Source organism: Alcanivorax sp. NBRC 101098, assembly GCF_001010505.1.
Classification (GTDB): Bacteria; Pseudomonadota; Gammaproteobacteria; order Pseudomonadales; family Alcanivoracaceae; genus Alcanivorax; species Alcanivorax borkumensis.
Genome location: NZ_AP014613.1, coordinates 431,443 through 453,824, shown reverse-complemented (window position 1 = coordinate 453,824; position 22,382 = coordinate 431,443). Strand labels below are relative to the sequence as shown.

The 22,382-nt window shown below is 54.6% G+C and carries 23 protein-coding genes; 3 read left to right on the top strand and 20 right to left on the bottom strand.

Features of this window, described 5'->3' with window-relative positions; translation table 11 throughout:
* Positions 1-2 precede the first annotated feature (2 nt).
* From rplP to rpsJ, 9 genes are read right to left on the bottom strand one after another with little or no spacing between them, the layout of a single operon-like run.
* Entirely contained in the window at positions 3-416 is a 414-nt protein-coding gene (gene rplP, locus AS19_RS02110) for a 50S ribosomal protein L16 (RefSeq protein ID WP_007150407.1), read from the bottom strand.
* A 13-nt stretch (positions 417-429) separates the two neighbouring features.
* A complete protein-coding gene (rpsC, locus tag AS19_RS02105; protein ID WP_007149325.1) occupies positions 430-1,122 on the bottom strand; it encodes a 30S ribosomal protein S3 in 693 nt (230 codons plus the stop codon).
* 4 nt (positions 1,123-1,126) lie between these two features.
* Complete coding sequence (gene rplV, locus AS19_RS02100) at positions 1,127-1,471, bottom strand: 50S ribosomal protein L22 (RefSeq protein WP_007149326.1); 345 nt, start codon at positions 1,469-1,471, stop codon at positions 1,127-1,129.
* A 10-nt stretch (positions 1,472-1,481) separates the two neighbouring features.
* Positions 1,482-1,757, bottom strand: a complete 276-nt coding sequence (rpsS, locus tag AS19_RS02095) for a 30S ribosomal protein S19 (RefSeq protein ID WP_007151633.1) — start codon at positions 1,755-1,757, stop codon at positions 1,482-1,484.
* Between the two features lie 22 nt (positions 1,758-1,779).
* Positions 1,780-2,604 carry a 50S ribosomal protein L2 gene (gene rplB, locus AS19_RS02090; protein WP_011587693.1) on the bottom strand — a complete coding sequence of 275 codons (825 nt, stop codon included), beginning with the start codon at positions 2,602-2,604 and terminating at the stop codon, positions 1,780-1,782.
* An 18-nt stretch (positions 2,605-2,622) separates the two neighbouring features.
* On the bottom strand, positions 2,623-2,919 hold the full coding sequence (gene rplW, locus AS19_RS02085) for a 50S ribosomal protein L23 (RefSeq protein ID WP_011587692.1): 297 nt from the start codon (positions 2,917-2,919) through the stop codon (positions 2,623-2,625).
* Positions 2,916-3,518, bottom strand: a complete 603-nt coding sequence (gene rplD, locus AS19_RS02080) for a 50S ribosomal protein L4 (RefSeq protein ID WP_011587691.1) — start codon at positions 3,516-3,518, stop codon at positions 2,916-2,918. The genes rplW and rplD overlap by 4 nt, the downstream gene beginning before the upstream one ends.
* Before the next feature lie 14 nt (positions 3,519-3,532).
* Positions 3,533-4,168 carry a 50S ribosomal protein L3 gene (rplC, locus tag AS19_RS02075; RefSeq protein WP_011587690.1) on the bottom strand — a complete coding sequence of 212 codons (636 nt, stop codon included), beginning with the start codon at positions 4,166-4,168 and terminating at the stop codon, positions 3,533-3,535.
* A gap of 42 nt (positions 4,169-4,210) precedes the next feature.
* Positions 4,211-4,522 (bottom strand): 30S ribosomal protein S10, encoded by a 312-nt coding sequence (gene rpsJ / locus AS19_RS02070; protein ID WP_007148458.1) that lies wholly within the window; start codon positions 4,520-4,522, stop codon positions 4,211-4,213.
* A 400-nt stretch (positions 4,523-4,922) separates the two neighbouring features.
* Here rpsJ and AS19_RS02065 point away from each other — a divergent pair, with 400 nt between their 5' ends.
* The 3 genes from AS19_RS02065 (at position 4,923) to AS19_RS02060 (ending at position 8,022) form a co-directional block, all read left to right on the top strand.
* Entirely contained in the window at positions 4,923-6,356 is a 1,434-nt protein-coding gene (locus AS19_RS02065; protein WP_011587689.1) for a mannose-1-phosphate guanylyltransferase/mannose-6-phosphate isomerase, read from the top strand.
* Positions 6,357-6,446: 90 nt separating this feature from the next.
* Positions 6,447-6,614, top strand: a complete 168-nt coding sequence (locus AS19_RS14070; RefSeq protein WP_158319815.1) for a hypothetical protein — start codon at positions 6,447-6,449, stop codon at positions 6,612-6,614.
* A 112-nt stretch (positions 6,615-6,726) separates the two neighbouring features.
* Positions 6,727-8,022 carry a right-handed parallel beta-helix repeat-containing protein gene (locus AS19_RS02060; protein ID WP_011587688.1) on the top strand — a complete coding sequence of 432 codons (1,296 nt, stop codon included), beginning with the start codon at positions 6,727-6,729 and terminating at the stop codon, positions 8,020-8,022.
* On the opposite strand, the gene AS19_RS02055 is transcribed toward AS19_RS02060, so the two are convergent.
* The 11 genes from AS19_RS02055 to tuf form a co-directional block, all read right to left on the bottom strand.
* Positions 7,979-9,049, bottom strand: coding sequence for a polysaccharide lyase (locus AS19_RS02055; protein WP_144412617.1), 1,071 nt, complete (start codon positions 9,047-9,049; stop codon positions 7,979-7,981). The genes AS19_RS02060 and AS19_RS02055 overlap by 44 nt on opposite strands.
* Positions 9,037-10,347, bottom strand: a complete 1,311-nt coding sequence (locus tag AS19_RS02050; protein WP_231483399.1) for an alginate biosynthesis protein AlgX — start codon at positions 10,345-10,347, stop codon at positions 9,037-9,039. The genes AS19_RS02055 and AS19_RS02050 overlap by 13 nt, the downstream gene beginning before the upstream one ends.
* A 133-nt stretch (positions 10,348-10,480) precedes the next feature.
* Positions 10,481-11,110: an alginate O-acetyltransferase AlgF gene (locus AS19_RS02045; RefSeq protein WP_011587685.1), complete on the bottom strand. Its 630-nt coding sequence runs from the start codon at positions 11,108-11,110 to the stop codon at positions 10,481-10,483.
* Positions 11,043-12,182 carry an alginate O-acetyltransferase gene (locus AS19_RS02040; RefSeq protein WP_046961654.1) on the bottom strand — a complete coding sequence of 380 codons (1,140 nt, stop codon included), beginning with the start codon at positions 12,180-12,182 and terminating at the stop codon, positions 11,043-11,045. The genes AS19_RS02045 and AS19_RS02040 overlap by 68 nt, the downstream gene beginning before the upstream one ends.
* A 12-nt stretch (positions 12,183-12,194) precedes the next feature.
* Entirely contained in the window at positions 12,195-13,619 is a 1,425-nt protein-coding gene (locus AS19_RS02035; protein ID WP_231483400.1) for an MBOAT family protein, read from the bottom strand.
* Positions 13,616-14,998, bottom strand: a complete 1,383-nt coding sequence (locus AS19_RS02030; protein WP_011587682.1) for an alginate export family protein — start codon at positions 14,996-14,998, stop codon at positions 13,616-13,618. The genes AS19_RS02035 and AS19_RS02030 overlap by 4 nt, the downstream gene beginning before the upstream one ends.
* The gene (locus AS19_RS02025; protein ID WP_041704780.1) at positions 14,979-16,325 is read right to left on the bottom strand and encodes a tetratricopeptide repeat protein; all 1,347 of its coding nucleotides are present in this window, start codon (positions 16,323-16,325) and stop codon (positions 14,979-14,981) included. The genes AS19_RS02030 and AS19_RS02025 overlap by 20 nt, the downstream gene beginning before the upstream one ends.
* Positions 16,307-17,443 carry a PilZ domain-containing protein gene (locus AS19_RS02020; RefSeq protein WP_046962262.1) on the bottom strand — a complete coding sequence of 379 codons (1,137 nt, stop codon included), beginning with the start codon at positions 17,441-17,443 and terminating at the stop codon, positions 16,307-16,309. The genes AS19_RS02025 and AS19_RS02020 overlap by 19 nt, the downstream gene beginning before the upstream one ends.
* A gap of 48 nt (positions 17,444-17,491) precedes the next feature.
* Positions 17,492-18,958, bottom strand: coding sequence for a glycosyltransferase (locus AS19_RS02015; protein ID WP_046961653.1), 1,467 nt, complete (start codon positions 18,956-18,958; stop codon positions 17,492-17,494).
* 5 nt (positions 18,959-18,963) lie between these two features.
* Positions 18,964-20,277, bottom strand: coding sequence for a nucleotide sugar dehydrogenase (locus AS19_RS02010; protein WP_011587678.1), 1,314 nt, complete (start codon positions 20,275-20,277; stop codon positions 18,964-18,966).
* A gap of 899 nt (positions 20,278-21,176) precedes the next feature.
* On the bottom strand, positions 21,177-22,367 hold the full coding sequence (tuf, locus tag AS19_RS02005; RefSeq protein WP_011587666.1) for an elongation factor Tu: 1,191 nt from the start codon (positions 22,365-22,367) through the stop codon (positions 21,177-21,179).
* Positions 22,368-22,382 lie beyond the last annotated feature (15 nt).

The following is a 22,382-nucleotide window of genomic DNA, read 5'->3' as shown; positions in this document are numbered from 1 at the left end:
GCTTACATCACCGTCCGAGTAACGACACGGGTGCTTACCGGCAGCTTGGCCGCGGCCAGACGGAACGCTTCACGCGCAACGTCTTCTGACACACCTTCCATTTCGTAAAGCATTTTCCCGGGTTGAATTTGAGCAACCCAGTACTCTACAGAACCTTTACCTTTACCCATCCGCACTTCAAGAGGCTTATTGGTAATCGGCTTGTCCGGAAATACCCGGATCCAAATTTTACCGCCCCGCTTGATATGGCGGGTCATTGCACGTCGGGCTGCTTCGATCTGGCGCGCAGTAATACGGCCACGACCAGTCGCCTGCAGGCCAATGGTGCCGAAAGACACCTTGCTGCCCCGCTGTGCCAGGCCACGGTTACGGCCCTTCATCACTTTCCGGAATTTGGTACGCTTCGGCTGCAACATCGTTCGTTACCCTTTAACCGCGGCCGCGCTTCTTCGCGCCCTTGGACTGCTTCTGCTCTTCCTGTACCTGCTCCATGCCACCAAGCACTTCGCCGCGGAAGATCCAGACCTTCACACCGATGGTGCCGTAAGTGGTTTCAGCACGTACGCTTGCGTAGTCGATGTCAGCACGCAAAGTATGCAGCGGCACTCGGCCTTCGCGGTACCATTCGGTACGCGCAATCTCTGCACCACCCAAACGACCGGACAACTGAATACGAATACCTTCAGCACCAGACTTCATGGCGTTCTGTACCGCACGCTTCATAGCGCGGCGGAACATAACTCGACGCTCCAGCTGGCCGGCGACATTGTCACCTACCAAGCGGGCATCTAAGTCAGGCTTGCGTACTTCCTCGATATTGATGTGCACAGGCACACCCATCTTGGCCGCAACATCCCGACGCAGACGCTCAACGTCTTCACCTTTCTTGCCAATAACAATACCCGGACGCGCAGTAGCAATAGTGATGCGAACGTTTTCAGAAGGACGCTCGATCTTGATACGGCTTACCGATGCACTTTTAAGGCGCTTAAAAAGATATTCACGCACTTGTAGATCGGTAACCAGGCAGTCTGAATAAGACTTCGGTCCGGCATACCAAAGCGAATTATGCTCTTTGACAATGCCAAGGCGAATACCGACCGGATGAACTTTCTGACCCATCTGGTTACTCCTGACCTTCTGAGACTTTCACAGTAATGTGGCAAGTACGCTTTAGGATACGGTCTGCACGGCCTTTGGCCCGCGGACGAATCCGTTTCATCGTCATACCTTCATCCACGAATACCGTGGACACCTTCAGCTCATCTACGTCAGCGCCGTCGTTGTTTTCCGCATTTGCAATCGCGGACTCCAGCACTTTCTTAACGATTTTTGCCGCCTTCTTCGGGCTGAATTCCAGAAGATTCAGCGCCTTCTCAACCTCCAGGCCACGGACCTGGTCAGCTACGAGGCGGGCTTTCTGAGCCGAAATTCTTGCACCGCGCAGACGGGCTGCAACTTCAGTAGCCATAACTGTCACCTTATCGCTTAGCCTTCTTGTCCACGGCATGCCCGCGGTAATTGCGGGTCAGGGCAAATTCGCCCAGCTTGTGGCCAACCATATGCTCGGAAACCATTACCGGCACATGTTGCTTGCCGTTATATACCGCAATAGTCAGGCCCACCATCTCCGGAATGATCATGGAGCGGCGAGACCAGGTTTTAATCGGCTTACGGGAGCCGGCTTCCACCGCATCTTCCACCTTGCCTAGCAGGTGGTGATCCACAAAAGGACCTTTTTTCAGTGAACGTGGCACAGCCTGAACCTCTCTCTATCCCTTACTTACGACGGTCACGCACAATCATTTTGGTCGTGCGCTTGTTTGTACGGGTCTTGTAGCCTTTGGTCGGAACACCCCAAGGTGTAACCGGATGACGGCCACCAGAGCTGCGCCCTTCACCACCACCATGTGGATGGTCTACCGGGTTCATCGCCGCACCGCGAACGGTAGGTCGAACACCCCGCCAGCGCTTAGCGCCCGCCTTACCCAATGAGCGCAAGCTGTGCTCACTGTTGGATACTTCACCGATGGTAGCCTTGCAGTCAGCATGAACTTTGCGCATCTCGCCGGAGCGCAGACGCAGAGTCACATACTGGCCATCTTTTGCCAACAGCTGCACGGAAGTCCCTGCAGATCGAGCAATTTGACCACCTTTCCCAGGCTTCATTTCCACATTGTGGATAGTGGAACCTAGCGGAATATTACGCAGCGGAAGTGCGTTACCCAGCTTAATCGGTGCATCTTCACCGGACTGGATACGATCTTCTGCTTTCAGCCCTTTAGGAGCCAGAATGTATCGACGCTCACCGTCCAAGTACTTCACCAGCGCAATATGCGCGGTACGGTTCGGGTCATACTCCAGGCGCTCAACAACACCGGCGATACCGTCTTTGTTACGACGGAAATCGATCACACGATACTTCTGCTTGTGACCGCCACCCTTATGACGAGTGGTAATACGACCGTTGTTGTTACGACCACCGTTTTTCGCCTTGGCTTCTAACAGTGGCGCGTAGGGAGCACCTTTGTGCAGATCTTCGTTGACCACCTTGACTACAAAGCGGCGGCCCGGAGAAGTCGGCTTGCACTTTACAATCGCCATTATTCCTTACTCCCTTCCTTACTCTGCGCCCAGGAAGTCAATGTCCTGGCCTTCCGCGAGGGAAACATAGGCCTTCTTCCAGTCAACGCGCTTACCCGCTACGCGACCAAAGAATTTGGACTTGCCTTTCATGTTGGCGGTACGAACAGCTTCAACTTTCACTTCAAAAAGCGCTTCTACTGCTTTTTTTATTTCCAGCTTGCTCGCATCTTTAGCAACCTTAAATACAAAGGTGTTGTTCTGATCAGCCTGAACAGTGGCCTTTTCAGAAACATGCGGCGCACGCAGCACCTGCAAAATACGCTCTTGATTCATGCCAGGGCCTCCTCAAGCTTCTTCAGAGCCGGCACAGTAATCAGCACCTTCTCGAAAGCAATCAGACTCACCGGATCAACGCCCTGAGAATCGCGCACATCAACCTTCGGCAAATTACGTGAAGCCATAAACAGGTTCTCGTCAACATTGTCAGTGACGATGAGCACGCTAGTCAGCTCCATACCTTTCAGCTTTGCCGCAACAGCTTTGGTCTTCGGCGAGTCCACAGTAAACTCATCAACAACAACCAAGCGCTCCTGACGAACAAGCTCAGACATAATGCACTGCAGCGCACCGCGGTACATTTTACGGTTCACTTTCTGAGAGTGGTCCCGCGGTACCGCAGCAAAAGTCTTGCCGCCGCCACGCCAGATCGGGCTACGAATCGTACCCGCTCGCGCACGGCCAGTGCCTTTTTGACGCCACGGCTTACGACCACCACCACTCACATCGGAACGGTTTTTCTGAGCCTTAGAACCCTGACGGGCACCAGCCAGAAACGCAGTCACAACCTGATGAACCAGAGGCTCGTTAAAGTCCTTGCCGAAGGCGACTTCGGAAACGGTAACGGTACCTCCAGAGGCAGTATTGAGATTCATCCTCTATTCCTCTTTCAGGCCTTCGCCTTCACTGCCAGACGCACGATCACATCACCACCGGTAGCACCGGGGACCGCACCTTTAACCAGCAACAGATTCTTGTCAGCATCGACACGCACCACTTCCAAATTCTGGACGGTGACACGCTCTGCACCCAGATGACCGGCCATCTTCTTGCCTTTAAACACTCGACCCGGGGTCTGGTTTTGACCAATAGAACCCGGAGCACGGTGAGACAAGGAGTTACCGTGAGTGGCGTCCTGGGTACTGAAATTCCAGCGCTTAACACCGCCAGCAAATCCTTTACCCTTGGAGGTACCAGTGACATCAATCATCTGGCCAGCCTCAAACCCCTCAACAGTCACCGAAGAACCCGCCTCAAACTCACCAGCTTCAGCACGGAATTCCCAGACACCACGGCCCGCCTCAACACCAGCTTTCGCGAAATGACCGGCTTGCGCCTTAGTCACGCGGCTGGCACGGCGCTCACCGACAGTTACCTGCACGGCTTGATAGCCATCCGACTCTTCGGTCTTGACCTGGGAAACCCGGTTAGGGCCAACCTCAATCACAGTCACCGGCACACTGACACCTTCTTCAGTGAAGACCCGGGTCATGCCGCATTTTCGACCGATCACACCAATCGCCATTGTTTACCTCTTCACAACCTGTCGGGATAAACCCGCCCGTTGTTAACCCAGGCTGATCTGCACGTCCACACCAGCAGCCAGATCCAGCTTCATCAGCGCGTCTACGGTCTTATCCGTAGGCTCGACAATATCAACCAGCCGCTTGTGGGTGCGGATCTCATACTGATCTCGCGCATCTTTGTTTACGTGCGGAGAGACCAGCACTGTAAAGCGTTCTTTACGCGTAGGCAGCGGGATTGGCCCCGTTACTTGCGCGCCTGTCCGTTTGGCCGTATCCACAATCTCTTGGGCAGACTGATCAATCAGACGATGATCAAAGGCCTTGAGACGAATACGGATTCTTTGGTTAGCCATAGCTAACAAACTCCAGACCGTTTCGAGCCACATATTATATGGCAAAAAGCCCACTTACCTAATCACTATTGATAGGTGAGTGGTATCAAAACAAGCCCGGGAACAATGCCCCGGTTGGTTCTGCCCGAAGACAGGGGGCGAATAATAGAGAGCCCCCCCTATCTTTGCAAGGGGTAATTTCAATCAAAGTGCAAATTAGCCGTTAGGAGGAGCACTGCATCCGAAAACTACTCCTTTCGGGGCGTTACCAAATTATCCATGCGTACGTAATTTCGTAAAACCTGCGGTGCCGGCCTTCCCTGTATCACCAGCAACGGCGCATGTTTGGTGGTCAGGAGCACGCTTGTGCACCACCCCCACCATTTTGTGGGCTTGCTAGATAGGAAGGAAGAAATCGCTGATGCTGATTCCAGTCATTATTGCCGGCGGCACCGGCTCACGCCTGTGGCCGCTTTCTCGCTCTCATTACCCCAAGCAGTTGCTGCGCCTGAATGGCGAATTCAGCATGCTGCAGGCCACGATCCTGCGCCTCCCCGCAGAATTACGCGCTGTACGGCCTATTGTTGTCTGTAATCAAGAGCACCGCTTTCTGGTTGCAGAACAACTTCAAGATATTGGCATCGAGGCCGACATTTTGCTTGAGCCCTGCGGGCGCAATACCGCACCAGCTGTGGCTCTGGCCGCACTTCAGGCTCGCCAACGCAACACCAATGCGAAAATCTTTGTTTGCCCTGCAGACCATGCCATCCGTAACCCGGAGGCGCTCGAGGAAACGATCAACGTCGGCTGCGAAGCAGCTGAAACCGGCTTGCTCGTCACCTTCGGCATACAACCAACCCGGCCAGAAACCGGATATGGGTATATCTGCATGGGGGAAGCCCGCGGGAAACACCATCTGATTGAACGCTTTGTGGAAAAACCAGACGCTCCCACCGCGCAACAGTTCCTGGATGACGGCAACTATCTATGGAACAGTGGCATGTTCTTGTTCCGAGCTGAACGCTATTTACAGGAATTACGTGAACGGCATCCACATATGCTAGCCCACTGCACTCACTCCTTGCTTCAGGCTGAGGCCGACCTTGATTTTATTCGCTTAGATGAACCCAGCTTCGCCCGCTGCGAAGAACTGTCCATCGACTATGCCATTATGGAGCACACCGCTGACGGAGCTGTGGTGCCTGTAGAGCTACTCTGGAATGACCTTGGCTCCTGGCAATCCCTGTGGGATCATCTCGACAAAGATGGCGACGGCAATCATCTGCGCGGCGATATCATTACCCATGGGAGCAGCAATAATCTAGCCATTAGCGACGATCGCCTCGTTGCCCTGCTCGGCGTAGAAGATCTGGTGGTCGTAGACACCCCGGATGCCATTCTGGTGGCCCACAAGAGTCAAGCCCAGGAAGTAAAACGCATTACCGACACCCTCAAGGCTCGCAAACGACCAGAAACAGAGAATCACCGCCTTGTTCACCGCCCCTGGGGCAAGTACGATTCCTTGGACAAAGGCAATCGCTATCAGGTGAAGCACATAACCGTAAAACCCGGCGAACAGCTTTCTGTCCAGATGCACCACCACCGGGCCGAGCACTGGATTGTGGTTTCTGGTACTGCCAAAGTTACCTGCGGGGAGAAGACGTACTTGGTTGCGGAGAACCAGTCCACCTTCATTCCTATCGGCGAAGTGCATTCATTGGAGAATCCAGGCCGCATTCCTCTCGAACTGATCGAAGTCCAGTCCGGCACCTATCTGGGTGAAGACGATATCATCCGTATCAGCGATCGCTACGATCGCGATGACGCTTCAAAAAAAGTGGCGCTTCTGCCATGAGCCCGGCCGGCCTGGGAGGCACCGAGGAGGCATATGTCGACCCCCTCCACCTCCAGGCCGACCGCGGCCACGCCTTCATCTAAGGAGCACATGCGCAAGGATGATACCCTCTACGGAGGTACGATGAGTGCCACCACTGCTTCAGGAGCCGAAGACTATTCGGTATCCGAGGGAGTCGATTTCCCCGCGCCTGACAGCCGTTTGGCTCTACGAAAAATACTCGACCAGCCTTCATTCAGAATGACACCGATGGCGTAAGCCTAGCGTTCAGCGCCACCCTCCTTGTCCGACTGAATGAGGAAACCTAATCCAATCCGGAAATGCTAGCCAGCAAGACCGGGGAACTGAGCACCCTGCTACGGAATGCATAATGAAGACATTTCTCGCTGCACTGTTAGTCATGCTGACATTCCAGCCCGCCCTGGCTGCAGTTCAGCTGACGCCCATTTACGCAAACGAAGCCAGCAATTGGCCTCTCGAGACTTTTGCCAGCAACGGTCTATTCCGACAGATCGCCCGATATCAACAAGGCCATCCCCAAGCCATCGTCCTTAATGGCGGCGAATACACGCTTGCGCAATTGGCTCGCCAGCTGGACACCCGCGCCCTTAGCCGAACAGCATCCGGCTGGACGCTGCACTATCCGCTGATAATTGGTCCCGGCGCTCGGCTGATCCTCTCCGCCAGCACTTTGTTTATAGAAGGTCGTCACGGCGGCTGCCTGATCAACCGGGGCAAGCTGCTCATTGATAACAGTTCCCTGTCCAGTAACGGCGATCAAAACAGTGGCTTTATCCATGGCTGGGGCGGCTCGACTACCCGAATCAAGAATAGCGTCTTGGCAGACCTTGGCCGTGCCGATTACCGAGCCAACGGGGTCAGCGTAGCACGCCATCGGTATCAGGGCGCAGGCGCTCCTGCGCAACTGTTCATTCACGATTCCCGTTTCAGCAACCTCCACCGAGGCGTAGACGCAGAAGCAGGCAGCCGCGTCAGCATTGTCAATCTCTCTATCAGTGCCAGCCGAGAGCAGGGAGTCGTGCTGTACAACAGCCCAGCCCACATTGAGCGATTACAGGTCAACGATTCAAAAGGGCATGGCTTGCGCGCGGGCGGCAACCGCACCATTTCTATTGCCGATAGCCAACTTCAGAATAATGGTGGCAGTGGCCTGTTACTGGAGGACCACACCGGTGAGATACACATTAGCCAAGTGGCCAGCCTCAATAACCAAGAATACGGCATCCAGATCAAAAGCCAGCGCGGACAACAGATTACCCTAATGGATACACTGAACCTGAACGGCAATGGCAGCGACGGCCTGCGGCTGGATGGCAGCATGCACATCACCCTGAACAGCGCTGACATCAGCCACAATCAGCGCTATGCCATTTCCATTCAAGCAGAAGACGGTCGGCAGATCACCGGCAACATGGCGGAGCTGCACCTGCATCTCAACCGGCTGGCGGCCTTGCATACCGGCGGCGAAGGCTCGCTGCAGTTAAAGAGAGTGAGTCTGCGCCATCGCAGCAATCAGGGAAAATATCTGGCAGGTAACCTGGCCGGCAAGGAAGCCGACCTATTACCCACGTTGTTACAGACTCAGGAGGTGGTCGTCCCGTTTACGGAGTCGCTTGCCACAATCCCGCTAACGAGCCCCCTGTGAATCGAGAGCCAAACCGATCAGCATCGCCTGCCGGTAACGGCAGGCGCTCAGGAAAGCGATGGGCATACACCGGCCACCAAGCCATTTTGTGATCATCAATGGCCACCTGCCGTTGAGCAAACGAGACACCCTTGCCATCCTGCGCCCAGAAATGTACCACCTGAGCAGCCAGAGCATGCAGCTGTTGACCATCACCTTCATAGAGCGGCAAGCCATTGCGAGTACCCGCCTCCGCCATCAATATCAACGGCGTAATTGCAAAAGCATGGTACTCCTCCGCGCGCTTGCCACGAGCAGCCTCCCGAGGCAACACCACCCCGCCGTTTCTGGGCGTAATCTGCCCGATGGCCAGCCAGTAGCCCTGCTCAGCCCAAGATAGCCGCGCCGGCTCATCAAGCACCAATCCAGCGGCCATAACCGCCCAAGACGACCAGTAATCATGATTATTGTAGAGATCCATGCGCTGACGCCGGGGAGTGGCATAAATCTGCACCCTATCCGCCAGCAACCTCAACCAATCGCGCTGCTCCTCACTCACTTGCCAGGCCGTCAGGGCCTGAGCCTTCATCATGTTCATGGCCAAGGCAGACAAAAACCATTTCCGAACTGCCTCCCCCTGCTTACTGGCGTCTTTTTGTGTAAGCGCGCCCGCTTGAGCCCAAGATGCCACTGCCATGGAAAAGCATTCCTTCGCCGCCGCGCGAATGGCAGGATCGGGTTTGCGCATATATTCCGTAACCTGACCCAGAAAGGCCAAGTAACTGTAGATCGCGCTCACCTGACTCTGGTAACGGCGGGCGGCCTTCTCGTCCAACACATCCTTGCTGGCCTGGCCCTGATCATACTTGCTGCCCATTTTCAGCTGGCCCGGATAAGGCGGATACCCCTGAGACTCAGCCTGACATCGATTCAGCGCCCGCACATCGGGCTTAACCTGATCCAGAGGCTGACTATCGAAAAGCGGCACCAACGAGGCTTGCGAACACCCGGTAACCAACACCAACAATATTCCCTTCAGTAGTCGCACAGTGATGTCTCCACTTTCATCGCCTCAGCTACCGGTTGTTCAAACTCCAGCAGCACGGATAACAGATTGCTTTGGCGCCCCGGTGGATCCAGACGCAACATAAAGCGGCCGGTATCCAAACGAGCAGGGCGTCGAATGCGGATTTTCTCGCGCTGACCATTATCGTAATACGCTAGCACATAAAATTCCTTGAGGTTATTGGCCGAGAAATTCATGTCCAGCAACAGATGGGACTTGCCCGCCGTAACACGCCGATGTTGCCCGGCATTCGCCAAAACCTCTGCCCTCTCGTCCGCTTCGGATATTGGCAAGGTCACCGTATCACTAGCCAACAGGGTTTTATCCGTACACCCACCAGATGCTTCTGGCAGTAATTGTCGCCAGATTGACTGGTCGTCTATGGCATAACTCACCGGCAGCTCCCAGATCAGATAACGGAACTGACCATTTTGATAGGCCTCTGAAAGCAGCACATCTTCCAGTGAGCCGGTGGCACCACCACCGGTCATAGCAAAATTCACAACATCACGACTCAGGTATTGCTGCAAAAAACCCTGAAAATTGTAGTTCTTATAGCGATCATCACGGTTATCGGAATTACTGGTGCCCACCAGAGCGATGGCTGGCGTCGCCACATCACCGAACAGGGTATCGGCACTATCCATTCCCTCTTTCGGCACCGTGACGCTGCCGCGAACCCACTGATAGTTATACGCATTGCCGCAGACGACTTTGACCGCCACATTCATGGTGCCCATCTTGCGCAGCAAAATACCCGGCCGGGTTTCAAACGTCATCTCGGCAAGTTGATCGATACCGGGGTCCGCCAACATCGCCTTCGCCACCTGTCTGGCGCTCACTTGCGCACCATAGGGTGTCCAGTGGTGATCACGGCGGAAAAAATATTCCTGCTCGTGCTTGCCGGTTAGCACTGGCTCCATGTCAACAACCATTGCCCCTAGCGAGCGTAATGTTTGCGCCTTTTCCAGGAAAGACTGCCGCGCGGCAGCCCTCGAGTAGCGCTCTTTCCAAGGCGATACCAGAGCATCCGCGTGCATCAGACCACGGGTCGGCTGCAACATCACCACCAACCTGACACCTCGCCGCTCCAGTCGCTCCACCAGTTCAGCAAACGCCTGCCGACTGGCCGCATCCAGAGGGAACGATTGCTGCAAATCCACTTCGGTACGAAAAAACCAGTAAGGCTCACCGGCGACCAGCTGCCGCATACTGGCCATGACACCTTCAGCGTAGATATCAGGGTCGGACAGAGCGGCACAGGTGAACGGGGGTTTCAAGAAAGCGCCATGCATAACATCACGCTCTTCTATTTGCCGGCCAGAAACTTCGCCGTCTCCATTATCCCCTTCGGCTACCGAGCACACACCTGCCAGCCCGAGACATAAGCACAGGGCTAGCCATGTTGCACAATCAGGGAGTCGCAGTTGCCACATGGGTTTCCTCCAATCGCGCCTGACTGCCACCACTGCCCTGAGTCACCAGCACGGTATAGACCCGACCGCGCTGCAACACCACCTCCTCCAACGGTAGCTCGACGCCACTGTCGAGAACCACCTTCAAGGACACTTTCACCCCGTTTATTTGTCGCTCATCACTGCTGCCTGCCGGCAGTGGTCCGATCACGTTCACCGCACCGTTGCTGGTCTGCAGCGTGGCCGGCTGGGTTGACAGGTTGTACATTACCAGTAGCGCTTTCAGCCGGCTGGAAAAATAAGTGTCCTGGTGCGGCACCAACGAAGTGCCATCAAACACCAGTGTCTGCACCGATCGCTTGGCGAAGTCGAACGCAAACTGCTTGCCGTTAACTTGCAGCTGAGCGGCGCCCCCAGGGCGGTAGAGATAGTCTCCCGCTTGCCCGGGAGACAAAGACTGACGCCAGTCATCCATCGCCAAGGCCACCTGTTCATCGGTCACATTAATGACCCGTATAAAGGCTGAGTTCGGCGGTGCAGCCATTTCATACAGCCCTTCGTTAGCGTCCTGAGCTGCCCACCCCGGCAAACTCAGCAGCACGGTCAGAATCATTAGCCATACACGCATGACGTTCCACCTCCACAATCGGTTCCATTGGTTGAATCAGCGCCCGTTCAGGCACCTCCCAGATCACATACTTCACACGCTCATCCCTGGCTGCAGGGCTGTTGATAAACTCATGCATCGCCGAAAATGGGCCCTGAGCCTCCAGCGCATAGACCAACACATCCGCCCCCAGCTCTTGCCGAAGAAATCCGGGGAAGTGCCATTCATCCATAGCGCTGTAGCTAGTCCCCACTAGGGCCACCGGCGGCATGTTATCGCCAAGTAGAGCGTCTGCATCCTGAGCCTGATCAACCGCTGAGGTCTCGTAACGGGTCAGCGGCTCCTGACGCTGCGGCCCAACACCGTTACTGGTAGGCAAGTAGCGAAGCAGATCACCCTCATAGGCCCCCACGGCGACTTCCCGGGTCTGGTAATGATGCGCCGGCGGCAGCGACAGCCTTGAGGCCACCCCGGCGGCCACTACCTCGGCCCCGCGCGGGCTCCAGTGAGTATCCGTGCGCATGAAGACAGCATCCTCGGCAGCGGCATGCTGCATTAACGGCAGAGTGTCGAGCCAGGTGATGCCGGATTCACCCAGATAGGAAGTGATGCGTTGGTACAAAGAATCCATTCCCGGAGACACGGCTCGATTACTCCTCTGCACATACAACCGTCTCTTCGCCGGTACCGGCACCATCAACACCTGCTTACCCAATTGCTCAAGGGCACACACCGTCAGCGCCAGCTCGTTCAGGTTCCTCGTTAACCGCTGCTCACTGAGGCTGTCGTAATAATACTCTTCACGGGTAAAAAGCCAGTCATCCTCTCCCACCAATACGCCGGGCCGTCCTGCATGAAAAAACAGAAAACTTGCATCGGCCCATAGGGAAATAGACGGCTCGCGCAACACAAAAACCTCATCCACATACTTCTCCAGCTTGCGCACCAGTTCGCCCTTGCGAAACTGATCCCAAGCCGCAGTTTCCGTCCCAAAGAAATGCGCTACCGGGTAGAGGAGTGAGGCCAAACCAGAGAAAATAGTCGCCAGGAAGAGCCAGCCATTGATCAAGGAAGCTTTTTTCATAGGAATCATGGCAACCCCCTGTCAAAACTGAAAATAAAGAAAGGGAGAGAACGACTCGGCAGACAATCGCGTCACCGCAAGCGCAAAACCACACCACAGAATAGGGACGCGCCAACCGCTCACATCCTGGTATACATTGCTCTTGTCGATCCCAAGGTAGAAACGCTTGTTGTAATACGCACTGGCCCGCTCCCAGAACATCGCCACCACACAAAAGAACAGCGTCATGGGGGAGACCCACAAGGAAAGATTGTGCAGGCTGCCCCAGCCATTCATGCCGAGCAGGCCTGACATTATCCGCCAAGCATCATCTACATTACCGGCGAGGAACAACGGCCAAATAAACCACAGGAAAGCCATTGTGCGATAGTTCTTCCAGAGCGAGTAAGGGGTCGACAGGGTGGTTACTGTGCCTATCCACCGCTCCAGAACCATCATCCCACCCAACGAAGCTCCCCATAGCACAAAAGACAAATCTGCCCCGTGCCACAGCCCTGCCAAAGTCAGGGTGGTAAACGTGGCGACCGCCACGGACCACCCCAAGGATCTCTTCAGGGGGCGGTAGAGATAATCACGCAGCCATTGAGTCAGGGTAATGTGCCAGCGTCGCCAGAACTCGGTGACACTTTGGCAGGTATAGGGCTGATTAAAGTTCTCCTGAAACTTGAAGCCCATCATCATGCCCAGCCCGATAGCCATGTCCGAATAACCGGAAAAATCGAAATATAGTTGCAGGCTGGATATCACCACACCAAACACACTATCCACAAAACCCGGATCAGGGGCGGCCATGAGATACGTTGCCACTGGCGCGATGCTGTCAGCAATCAATACTTTCTTGATAAATCCCAGCAGGAAACGACTGGCCCCCAAAGAAAATAACGCCATGGAATGGGTGCGTTTCTCGAACTGTCGCTCAAGATTTCGGTAACGCAGAATCGGCCCAGCAATAAGCTGAGGAAAAAAGGAAATGAACGCGGCGAAGTTGATAAAGCTGCGCGTGGGTTTGGCATCCCCCCGGTACACATCTACCAAGTAGGCCAACGCCTGAAAAGTATAAAAAGAAATCCCCAACGGCAGAATAATCGTCTCAAGAAAGAAGGGGTTAAGCCCCACTGACAGCATTAACGTGCTGATACTTTCCACACCAAAGTTGGCATACTTGAAATACCCTAGTGCAGCCAGGTCTCCAGTAACCCCGAGCAACAACCAGTAAAAACAACGAGGGTGATCCCGGTATTTCTGTATCAGCAGAGCAAAGGCATAATTCCACAGCGTAATTGCCACAAAAAGCAGTAGAAAATCCGGCCGCCACCAAGCATAAAAAAGATAGCTTCCTAGCAGGATAGTCCAGTTTCGCCAGCGCGTCGGTGTTATGTAATACGCCGCCAAAAACAGCGGCAGAAAGAGAAAGACAAAAAGATTAGACGAGAAAACCACCGTCACCACCTCCCTGCGACAACAAACAGGAGCTGGTGATTTTTATCCGGCCGTTGGTAAGCTTCCCCCATGTAGAACACTGAGTAGCTCAAGCGGGCAGACACTTGCATCTGCCGCCGCTCTGACAATGCCAAGGGAAAAGACTGCCAACCTAGCGCCACATTCACTACATTGCCCAAACGATCTTCCCCATCCACGAGAGGATTATTGATAGGGCTGTTGACGGTCACAGAGTTATTCAGCCGCCGTACGGTGCCCGTCAGCACTTCCATTTCTGCTCGGGGCCATAATTGCTGCCGGTACCAGGCCGCTGCATAGGCCAAGTTATTCATCTCATAATCAAGCAAATCACCGAGTACGCCAGTGGAAAGCTCTGCCACACCAGAGCGGCGATTACTTTGTACCCGGCTCTGGAAATAGCCATCGTTCACGCTAAGGCTCGGCTCATCCGTTGTCGCTGCCCGCACACCCAATACCGGGCGCCAGTCGAGGCTATCTATCCGACTGTAGAGCTCCCCCTGAACCAAATAGCCCAGTAGCCGGTTTTCTCTGTCGACACGATTCCCATCGCCATCAATGGCATAACTCTTCAAATCCCCCTGCTGAAAGAGGGCGTTTACGGTGTATCCCACTGCAGTGGCCTCGCCCCCTTCGCCGTGCAATCTCACCCCACCCCAGTACCCCGTGAAATCCCGCGCATCCATGAGGCCCTCCAGCCTATCCTCTGGATCCCCGGAGGTATCATCCTGATAGTGCAACTGCAAATCCCACCAGTGCCCCGGCCTCCACTGATGACCCACTCCAGCGAGCATTCGGACGATACCATCATCGCGAGGGTCTAGGTCGGAGCCATCAGATCGCCAAGTCGTCAGCTGCTGCCCGACAGCCAAATTTGCGCGCCAGAGAGTCGACCGATAATCCAGGTTCAGACTCTCCATCGGCAGATCCCAGATCACCCCTTCCTCATCTTTGTAAGACTGCCGCCCCAGCGCCAGTGACAAGGAAGGCGACCCAAACAGCATCCGACGGCGCACCCAAGCATCGCGCAGTTCAGCGTAATGCTCATCCTCACGGATACTATCCGTCTCGTCGGCCTGCAAACTGCTGGGGCGCCCCGTCGCCACCAATAACTTGGCGCGTAGCTGCGCATCCCAGCGATGCCATTCCGAATCGCCACTACGCCAGTAATACCGTGGTTCATAACGCAGCAGGCCATTGAGCTCTGTCTGATCATCGGTGTACGGCTTCAAATAATCTGGCGACTCTCCTGCAGTCAAATAGAGCCGTTGATCATAGGTATGAATGGGCAGCGGAGTCGCAGCGGCGACATTGCCCGCGAGAACAATCAGCAGCAAGCTGGCGGAATTAGAAAGACATCGCGACACTGAACTGCTCCTCCAGCCAGCGACGACGCTGCTCAACCAAATTTTGTGCGGCCTGCTTTCCAGCAGGCAGAAGACTTTCAGGCAACGGCAGGTGTTCGCGGGTTTCATCCCGGGCCGTTCTCGGCAGCAATACCTTGCTGGCTTCCTTGTGCGCATAGGCCTTGACCGGGTCACGCATCACCCCTCGTCCATAAAGGTACAGAATGGACAGCGCCGCATCACCTTGAGCGAATCCAGCTTCTGCCGCGCGGGTGTAGTACATTATCGCCCTTTCCATATCGGCCTCCCCTAGAAAACCACTTTCATAAAGCGAACCCAAAGCCATTAACGCCTGGGTCATTCCCTGCTCAACAAGAATCTCGAGATCCCTACGGGCCCTCTCCGGCTTCAGGGAATACCACAAAGGTTCCAAGTCCCCCTCCGCCCGGTAGAAAGTGGCAACGGCTGGATCTTTTGGCATCAGGTTCGCCACTTTGTCCATGAAGACCTGATGGGAATAAAACTCCGGCCAAGACAGCATGTAACGCAGCTGCTCGGACAGGGCCGCAGGCTCCCCGTTGTCCGCCGCCCGCTGCAACCATCGCATTACTGATGGATCATGTTCGTCAGATGTCGTATTGGCCTTGAGCAACGTCGCCACCCGCAGGCAGTAGGCTCCGCCCAGTGACACATCCCCTTCTAAGTTCCGCATCATCTCGACAAACCGTTCCTGCTTACCATTTTTCCAATGCATATCCTGAAGATATTCCACTGCACGGGGGTCACGATGCAGGGCACGGGCGTAAATCCGCTCCGCCTCATCAAACTCGCCCCGGTGCTGGGCATACCGTCCCGCGTAGGTGTCGAAGTAACAGTCGACAACACAGCTACGGCGGTACAGGTGCAGCCATCGCTGCCACTGTTCGTCCGTCGCCGCGCCGGGATATAGTGCAGCGATGCTCAGCGCCAACCGCAGATGCTCCGGGTTCTCCTGAGGACGCAAAGGCACGAGCAATTCACGGGCACGGGCTTCCCCTAAGGCCAGACTGCCTTGATAACGTTTGAACAGGCGAAGACTTGCGGGGCCGGCCCGATAATCCTGTTGTTGCCAGGCGCGCTGATACCATTGCAAGGCTTCGCTAGGATCCGCATTCTGCTGCCCCGCCAGTAGCTTGCCGTATTCCACTTGGGCTGCGGCATCACCCGCTTCGGCCAGCTGACGTAGCTGCTCTTGGGCTTCGGCAGTGTTGCCCTGAGAAAGCAGATACCGGGCGGTCACGGTATCTGCAGGCATCTGGCACCCGGCCAACGCTGCGGCCAAGCAGAGAATCAAAGTACGGGAAGCCATGCGGGATGCACCGTAACGTTGACAGGCTGATTATGGGAGGAGGATGGCAATTCACGCGCACCGGTAATTTGCATACGCAGCAAACCACTTTCCTCATCACGAACTAATTGGGAAATGATAGCGCTCTCGTCCGTTACGCCATCCAGATAGCGTACAGTCACCTCATCACCTATGGCCCCACCCAGTGTATGGGCACTACCATCGAACAGCGCAGTGATGGTGGCTGGACCGCCAGGATCGACCAGTTTCATCAGCACACTGTTTTTGTGAACGAACTCACCATCTCTTACAGGCAACTCGGTGATTTCACAGTCACAGGGGCTGTTCAATGTCACCTCAAAGACCGCCGCATCGACAAGAGCACGAATCTGTTTGGCATCTAGGCTATCCAGCACCACGCCATCATTAAGTCTTGAGACCAAACGGGAGGAGACGGTCAGCAGTGGCTGCCCCTGCTCTACTCGAGTTTCGCCTTCCGGCAGCAGAAGCCGCACATAACCATTCTCTGGCATCAACACCGTCTTGGCTGGCAGCGACACCCAGGCATCATCGGCACGCGTTACAAAGGCATGCTGATAAAGCTTCCAGGCCACAAACATGAAGGCCAGCAGACCGGCCACAAAGAACAGCACACTCCCGAACAAGGCGCGGACACGATCCCGCAGGGTGCGCGTCTTGCCCTGCTGGTTGTTCTTGCGGATCGCTGTATAGTTTTCACGCTTCATGTTGTCGATCACATCATCCAGCTCGGTGAGCTCACCCGCCAGATGGTTGCTGATCAACAAACGCAGCAAGTCGGTATTTTCCTGATCAATGACGGAGTACTGTCCTCCGACAAGCTGATTCTCATCCTGCTGGTAAATCACCTTGAAGCTCACGGGCATGGACAGGTTAGCGCGACCAAGACGAAATACGATCTCTCCGTGACACAAAGTGCCCGGTGCCAGGCTTACTTGGCCAGCAATGAACGACAGCCCTCCCAACGACACATCTTGCACCGAAAAGATGCCTTTCATCGGGCTTTGTATCTTCAGCCTCAAACTTCCCTGCAGCTTTACTCGTACATGCTGCCGCTCTTCTTGAGACTCATGCACCTGACGAACCTTATTCTCTTCCATGGTCTTCCCTTCTATAACAGAGCCACCCCCGAACCAGTCGCGCTGCATTTAGCTGCTGGTCAGCAGCACCATCAAACAAACAAACACACTTCCCGCCGCAAACAACATCGTTTTCGAACTTATGCGATTGAAGACTGCATCAAAGCCTGCATTCTGTACGGACAAAGTGGTTTTCTGCCTTGTCCAGCTTTGTCGATCGAGATGAAACAGCGCGAAAATTTTTACCAGCGACCCCACTATTTGGTTGTAATACAGCAGCACTGGATACAAAGGTCCTACCGGATGGCAGGTCAGCGTGAGTAGTGCTGCCACCAAGGTGCGCGAAAGCGCAATCCAAAACACATACACCGCAAACACCTGCCAGTGCTGCAGTGACGCCATCATCAGTGCTACTGTCAGGCCAATTAGGCAAGTCCACATACTGATGCGCTGGTCATAAAGCACAAAGGTCGCGAAGACACCCAGACGCCGCCAACCTAACTGAGTCGCACGAAGATTCTGCCGCAACGAATTGCCGTACCAACGAAACATCAACTGCAATGTCGCCGGCACAAAACGATGATGAGGCGGATGCTCCACCGTCAGGGTGTGAGCATCAGGCACATAAAAGGTATCCCAGCCCAGTGTCATCAGAGCGTTCCAGCTGGACTTGTCATCCCCGGTAAGAAAGCGGAATTTCCCTAGGCGCCAATGCACCAGATAATCCGATTCCACATCGGCGATAAACTCAGGGGAGGTTAGCACCGCAGCACGAAAGAACGACATGCGACCGGTCATGGTCAACACTCGGCGCGACAGCGCCATGGAACACATATTCAGATGTCGTTGTGCAAAGCGCATGGTGTGCCAATCACGCATCAGGCGACTGCCTCGCACCACACATTGCTCATTGGTGGTCAGGCCTCCCAAGTTTGGCATCAACCCGAAGAAGCACACCGAATCGCGCACACAATCTGGCGCCAGCATGGTGTCGCCATCAACCACGCCAACCACCGCATCCTTATCCGGCATAGTGCGACTCACCGCCCGGAATGCCAAAGCCAAACCATCCCGCTTGCCAGTGCCACGAGCCCGGCAAATGATCAGCTTGACACAACCCTGCTGATCAAACTCACGGTGACACTGGCGGATCAAGTTCTCATCTGCACGCTCAACAATGGATACCACCACAGTAGCCGGAGCCCCGCAGTTCACGGCTTCCCGAAAAACGCTCGCATACACATTCCACGTTGTGTCTGCAGGTATACGAAAGCTGGTAACCACAAGATAGATATGGCTTGGGGCATAGCTTTGCGGATCCCGCTCGATGCAGCGGCGCATGGCAGGAAAGGTTACTCGCATAAACCAAAGGCCACGCAACAAATGCAAGCCACCAATGGAGTAACGCCACAGGCCAATGGCACCGATCAGCAAGATGAATTTACTGTCGCCACTGTCCAAGTAGTCGGGATCAATGAGTAATGCCAGCCCCATCACCACGGATAGCCACAATAGCCATTCGGCCATGTTCTTCATAACAATTACCAGCAGATGCCCTGGCGATCTTCGCTGGACACTCCTGGCAGGTAACCACACAGGTCTATCAACAAACGGCCACTATTTACGGTATCTGCCACCGCCTTGAATGTGGGGGTAGCATGACCAAGCACAACGACTTCACTGCCATCCACCAGTTGATCCATGTCTTCGACTAAACACTCGAACAGCTCGCCATAACTATTCCAAAGCTGCTCGGCCACCGGGCTGTTCTTGCTGGCATAGTTGACATTGCTATCGTAGATAGCCAGGCGGTACCCCTCTGACAGCAGCTTTGCCGCAAGACTGATTAGCGGACTTTCCCGCAAATCATCAGTACCCGGCTTGAAGCTGAGACCCAGCAGACCAATCTTTTTCATGCCAGATTCACGAATCATGGCCATGGCCCGCTCTACTTGGTTATCGTTACTGGTAGACAGTGATGCCAACAGTGGTGACGTCAATGACTCCTTGTCACACCAAGCATTTAACGCCCGAACATCCTTGGGAAGACAGGAGCCACCATAAGCAAACCCGGGCTTCATGTAGTAGCTGGACAGATTCAGCTTGTTGTCCATACACACCACTTCCATGACCCGACGTCCATCGACACCCGCCTGCTTGGCGATATTGCCGATCTCATTAGCAAATGACACCTTGGTGGCATGCCAGGAATTACAGGCATATTTCACCAGTTCTGCTTCCTCAATAGTCATTTTTATCATAGGGGCATCTAGTCCCTGATAGAGTACAGCAAGGGCGTCGGAGGCTTCGTCGTCGATGCCGCCAACCACTGTCATCGGCGGATTGAAAAAGTCGTAGATGGCAGTGGACTCACGGAGAAACTCCGGGTTTACTGCCAGCATAAAATCGACCCCAGCCTTTTTACCCGAAGCCTTCTCTAGAATCGGTAGCAGATCGCCGCGCACCAGTCCTGGCAACACCGTGCTGCGGATCACCACAAGGTGAGTGTCATCTTTGTCTCGAAGCGCAAGGCCGATATCCTCACACACCGTTTTCAAATAACAGGTATTAAGAAAGCCGTTCTCATCGCTGGGCGTCCCTACGCAGATAAAGGACACCTGGCTGTCGAACACGGCCTGCCGGGCATCTGTAGTCGCGCTAATCCGACCTTCCGCTACCCCCTCAGACAACAACTCCGCGAGCTGCTCTTCGACAATCGGCGACTCTCCGCGCTGGACCTGACCCACCTTCCCCTCGCTGACATCCATGCCAATAACCGTGTGACCTTTCTTGGCAAAACATGCCGTGCAGACCGCGCCAACATAGCCCAGCCCAAAAATTGAGATAGTGGACATTTCCTTTCCCTAATAGTTAACGGCATCTCACAATGACCGTAAAGCAACTTGATCGGATGGAAGCCATCTAACGCTGGGCAAAGTAAAATGTGTAGAGGGGTAACACTAAAAGGGAACGGTCTTACTAAAAAGTTTTACGACCACTAATCCCAAGGGATAAAAAAATTGATTTGGCAATTAACCGAATGGCTAACCTCTTCCTTGCGGTAAAAAAACAGCTCTATTACGCTACGGCTTGTAGGGTAAAGCCTCTTGTCGCCAAAATTGGCACCAAAAGGGTTCGCCCTGATTAGAGTGAAATGAGAGAGCGCGAGCAACGCACCAATAACTAGCCTCAGTGTGTCTGATTCAGCTCCAGTCCGCGCCCCCGCGTAACGGCTACCAACCAGCCCGCCTCTTGATTAAAGGTGCCAGCACCCGCCGTATTCGAAACCGGAATTCATTTGGGTACCACCATTAACTTTTGAGGTGTTCGATGAGCAGCTCTGAGGTGTTGTCCGTCAACCTATCCCGCCTCACGGAGTGACTGCGCAGCAACTAGACTAGATCCCTCGCCGGTCGACAAGGCGCGTGGATCGAGCGCTGGTGCCCCTCGTACCGCAAGAGGTATAACCAGTAGAGGCCCAGACCCACTGACCCAGGGTCCGTATGGTCTATGTCACCAGCTCTAAGTGGTGATGAGAAAATTCGGCGGGGTGGCAATAGATCGTGCGAGGGAGGACAAAACCAATAAGCTACATGATGACAAGCCCGCGCGAAAACGAGTGAAGCGATGCCGGGACGTCCTCACAATCCGGAAAAATTGAAAAGGGATCGAAGATCAACGCTATTTTCTCGAAATTCCGTATAAACAAAAAAAGGCCGCCGAAGCGACCTTTTTCTGATTACCGGGTAACGAATTACTCGGTGATTTTGGCTACTACGCCGGCACCAACGGTACGGCCACCTTCGCGAATGGCGAAGCGCAGACCATCTTCCATGGCGATCGGAGCGATCAGCTCAACGTCCATTTGCACGTTATCGCCAGGCATTACCATTTCGGTTCCTTCCGGCAGAGTACATGCACCCGTCACGTCAGTTGTACGGAAGTAGAACTGCGGACGGTAACCGTTGAAGAACGGGGTGTGACGGCCACCTTCGTCTTTGCTCAGGACATATACCTCAGCAACGAACTTGGTATGCGGGTTAATGGAGCCTGGCTTGGCCAATACCTGACCACGCTCAACTTCATCACGCTTAGTACCACGCAGCAAGACACCAACGTTCTCACCAGCACGACCTTCGTCCAGCAGCTTGCGGAACATCTCAACACCAGTACAAGTAGTCTTGGTGGTGTCGTGGATGCCCACGATTTCGATTTCCTCGCCTACTTTAACGATGCCACGCTCTACACGACCGGTTACTACAGTACCGCGACCAGAGATAGAGAACACATCCTCGATCGGCATCAGGAACGGCTGATCAACGGCACGCTCTGGCTCCGGAATGTACTCATCCAGAGTCTCAACAAGCTTCTGCACCGCAGGCATACCGATATCGCTAGTGTCGCCTTCCAGTGCTTTCAGCGCTGAACCCTTAATGATCGGAGTATCATCACCCGGGAAGTCGTAGTCGCTCAGCAGCTCACGCACTTCCATTTCTACCAGCTCAAGCAGCTCTTCATCGTCAACCATGTCCGCTTTGTTCAGGAACACAACGATGTAAGGTACGCCAACCTGACGGGACAGCAGGATGTGCTCACGAGTCTGCGGCATGGGGCCGTCTGCGGCGGAACATACCAGGATTGCGCCATCCATCTGCGCGGCGCCGGTGATCATGTTTTTCACATAATCAGCGTGACCGGGGCAATCTACGTGGGCGTAGTGACGAGTTGGAGAATCGTACTCTACGTGTGAGGTCGCAATGGTAATACCACGCTCACGCTCTTCCGGGGCATTATCAATACCATCGAAAGCAACGGCGTTGCCGCCCCATACTTCTGCACACACGCGGGTCAACGCGGCAGTCAGGGTGGTTTTACCATGGTCAACGTGACCAATGGTGCCTACGTTTACGTGCGGTTTATTACGTTCAAACTTTTCCTTAGCCACGGCTCTATACCTTTA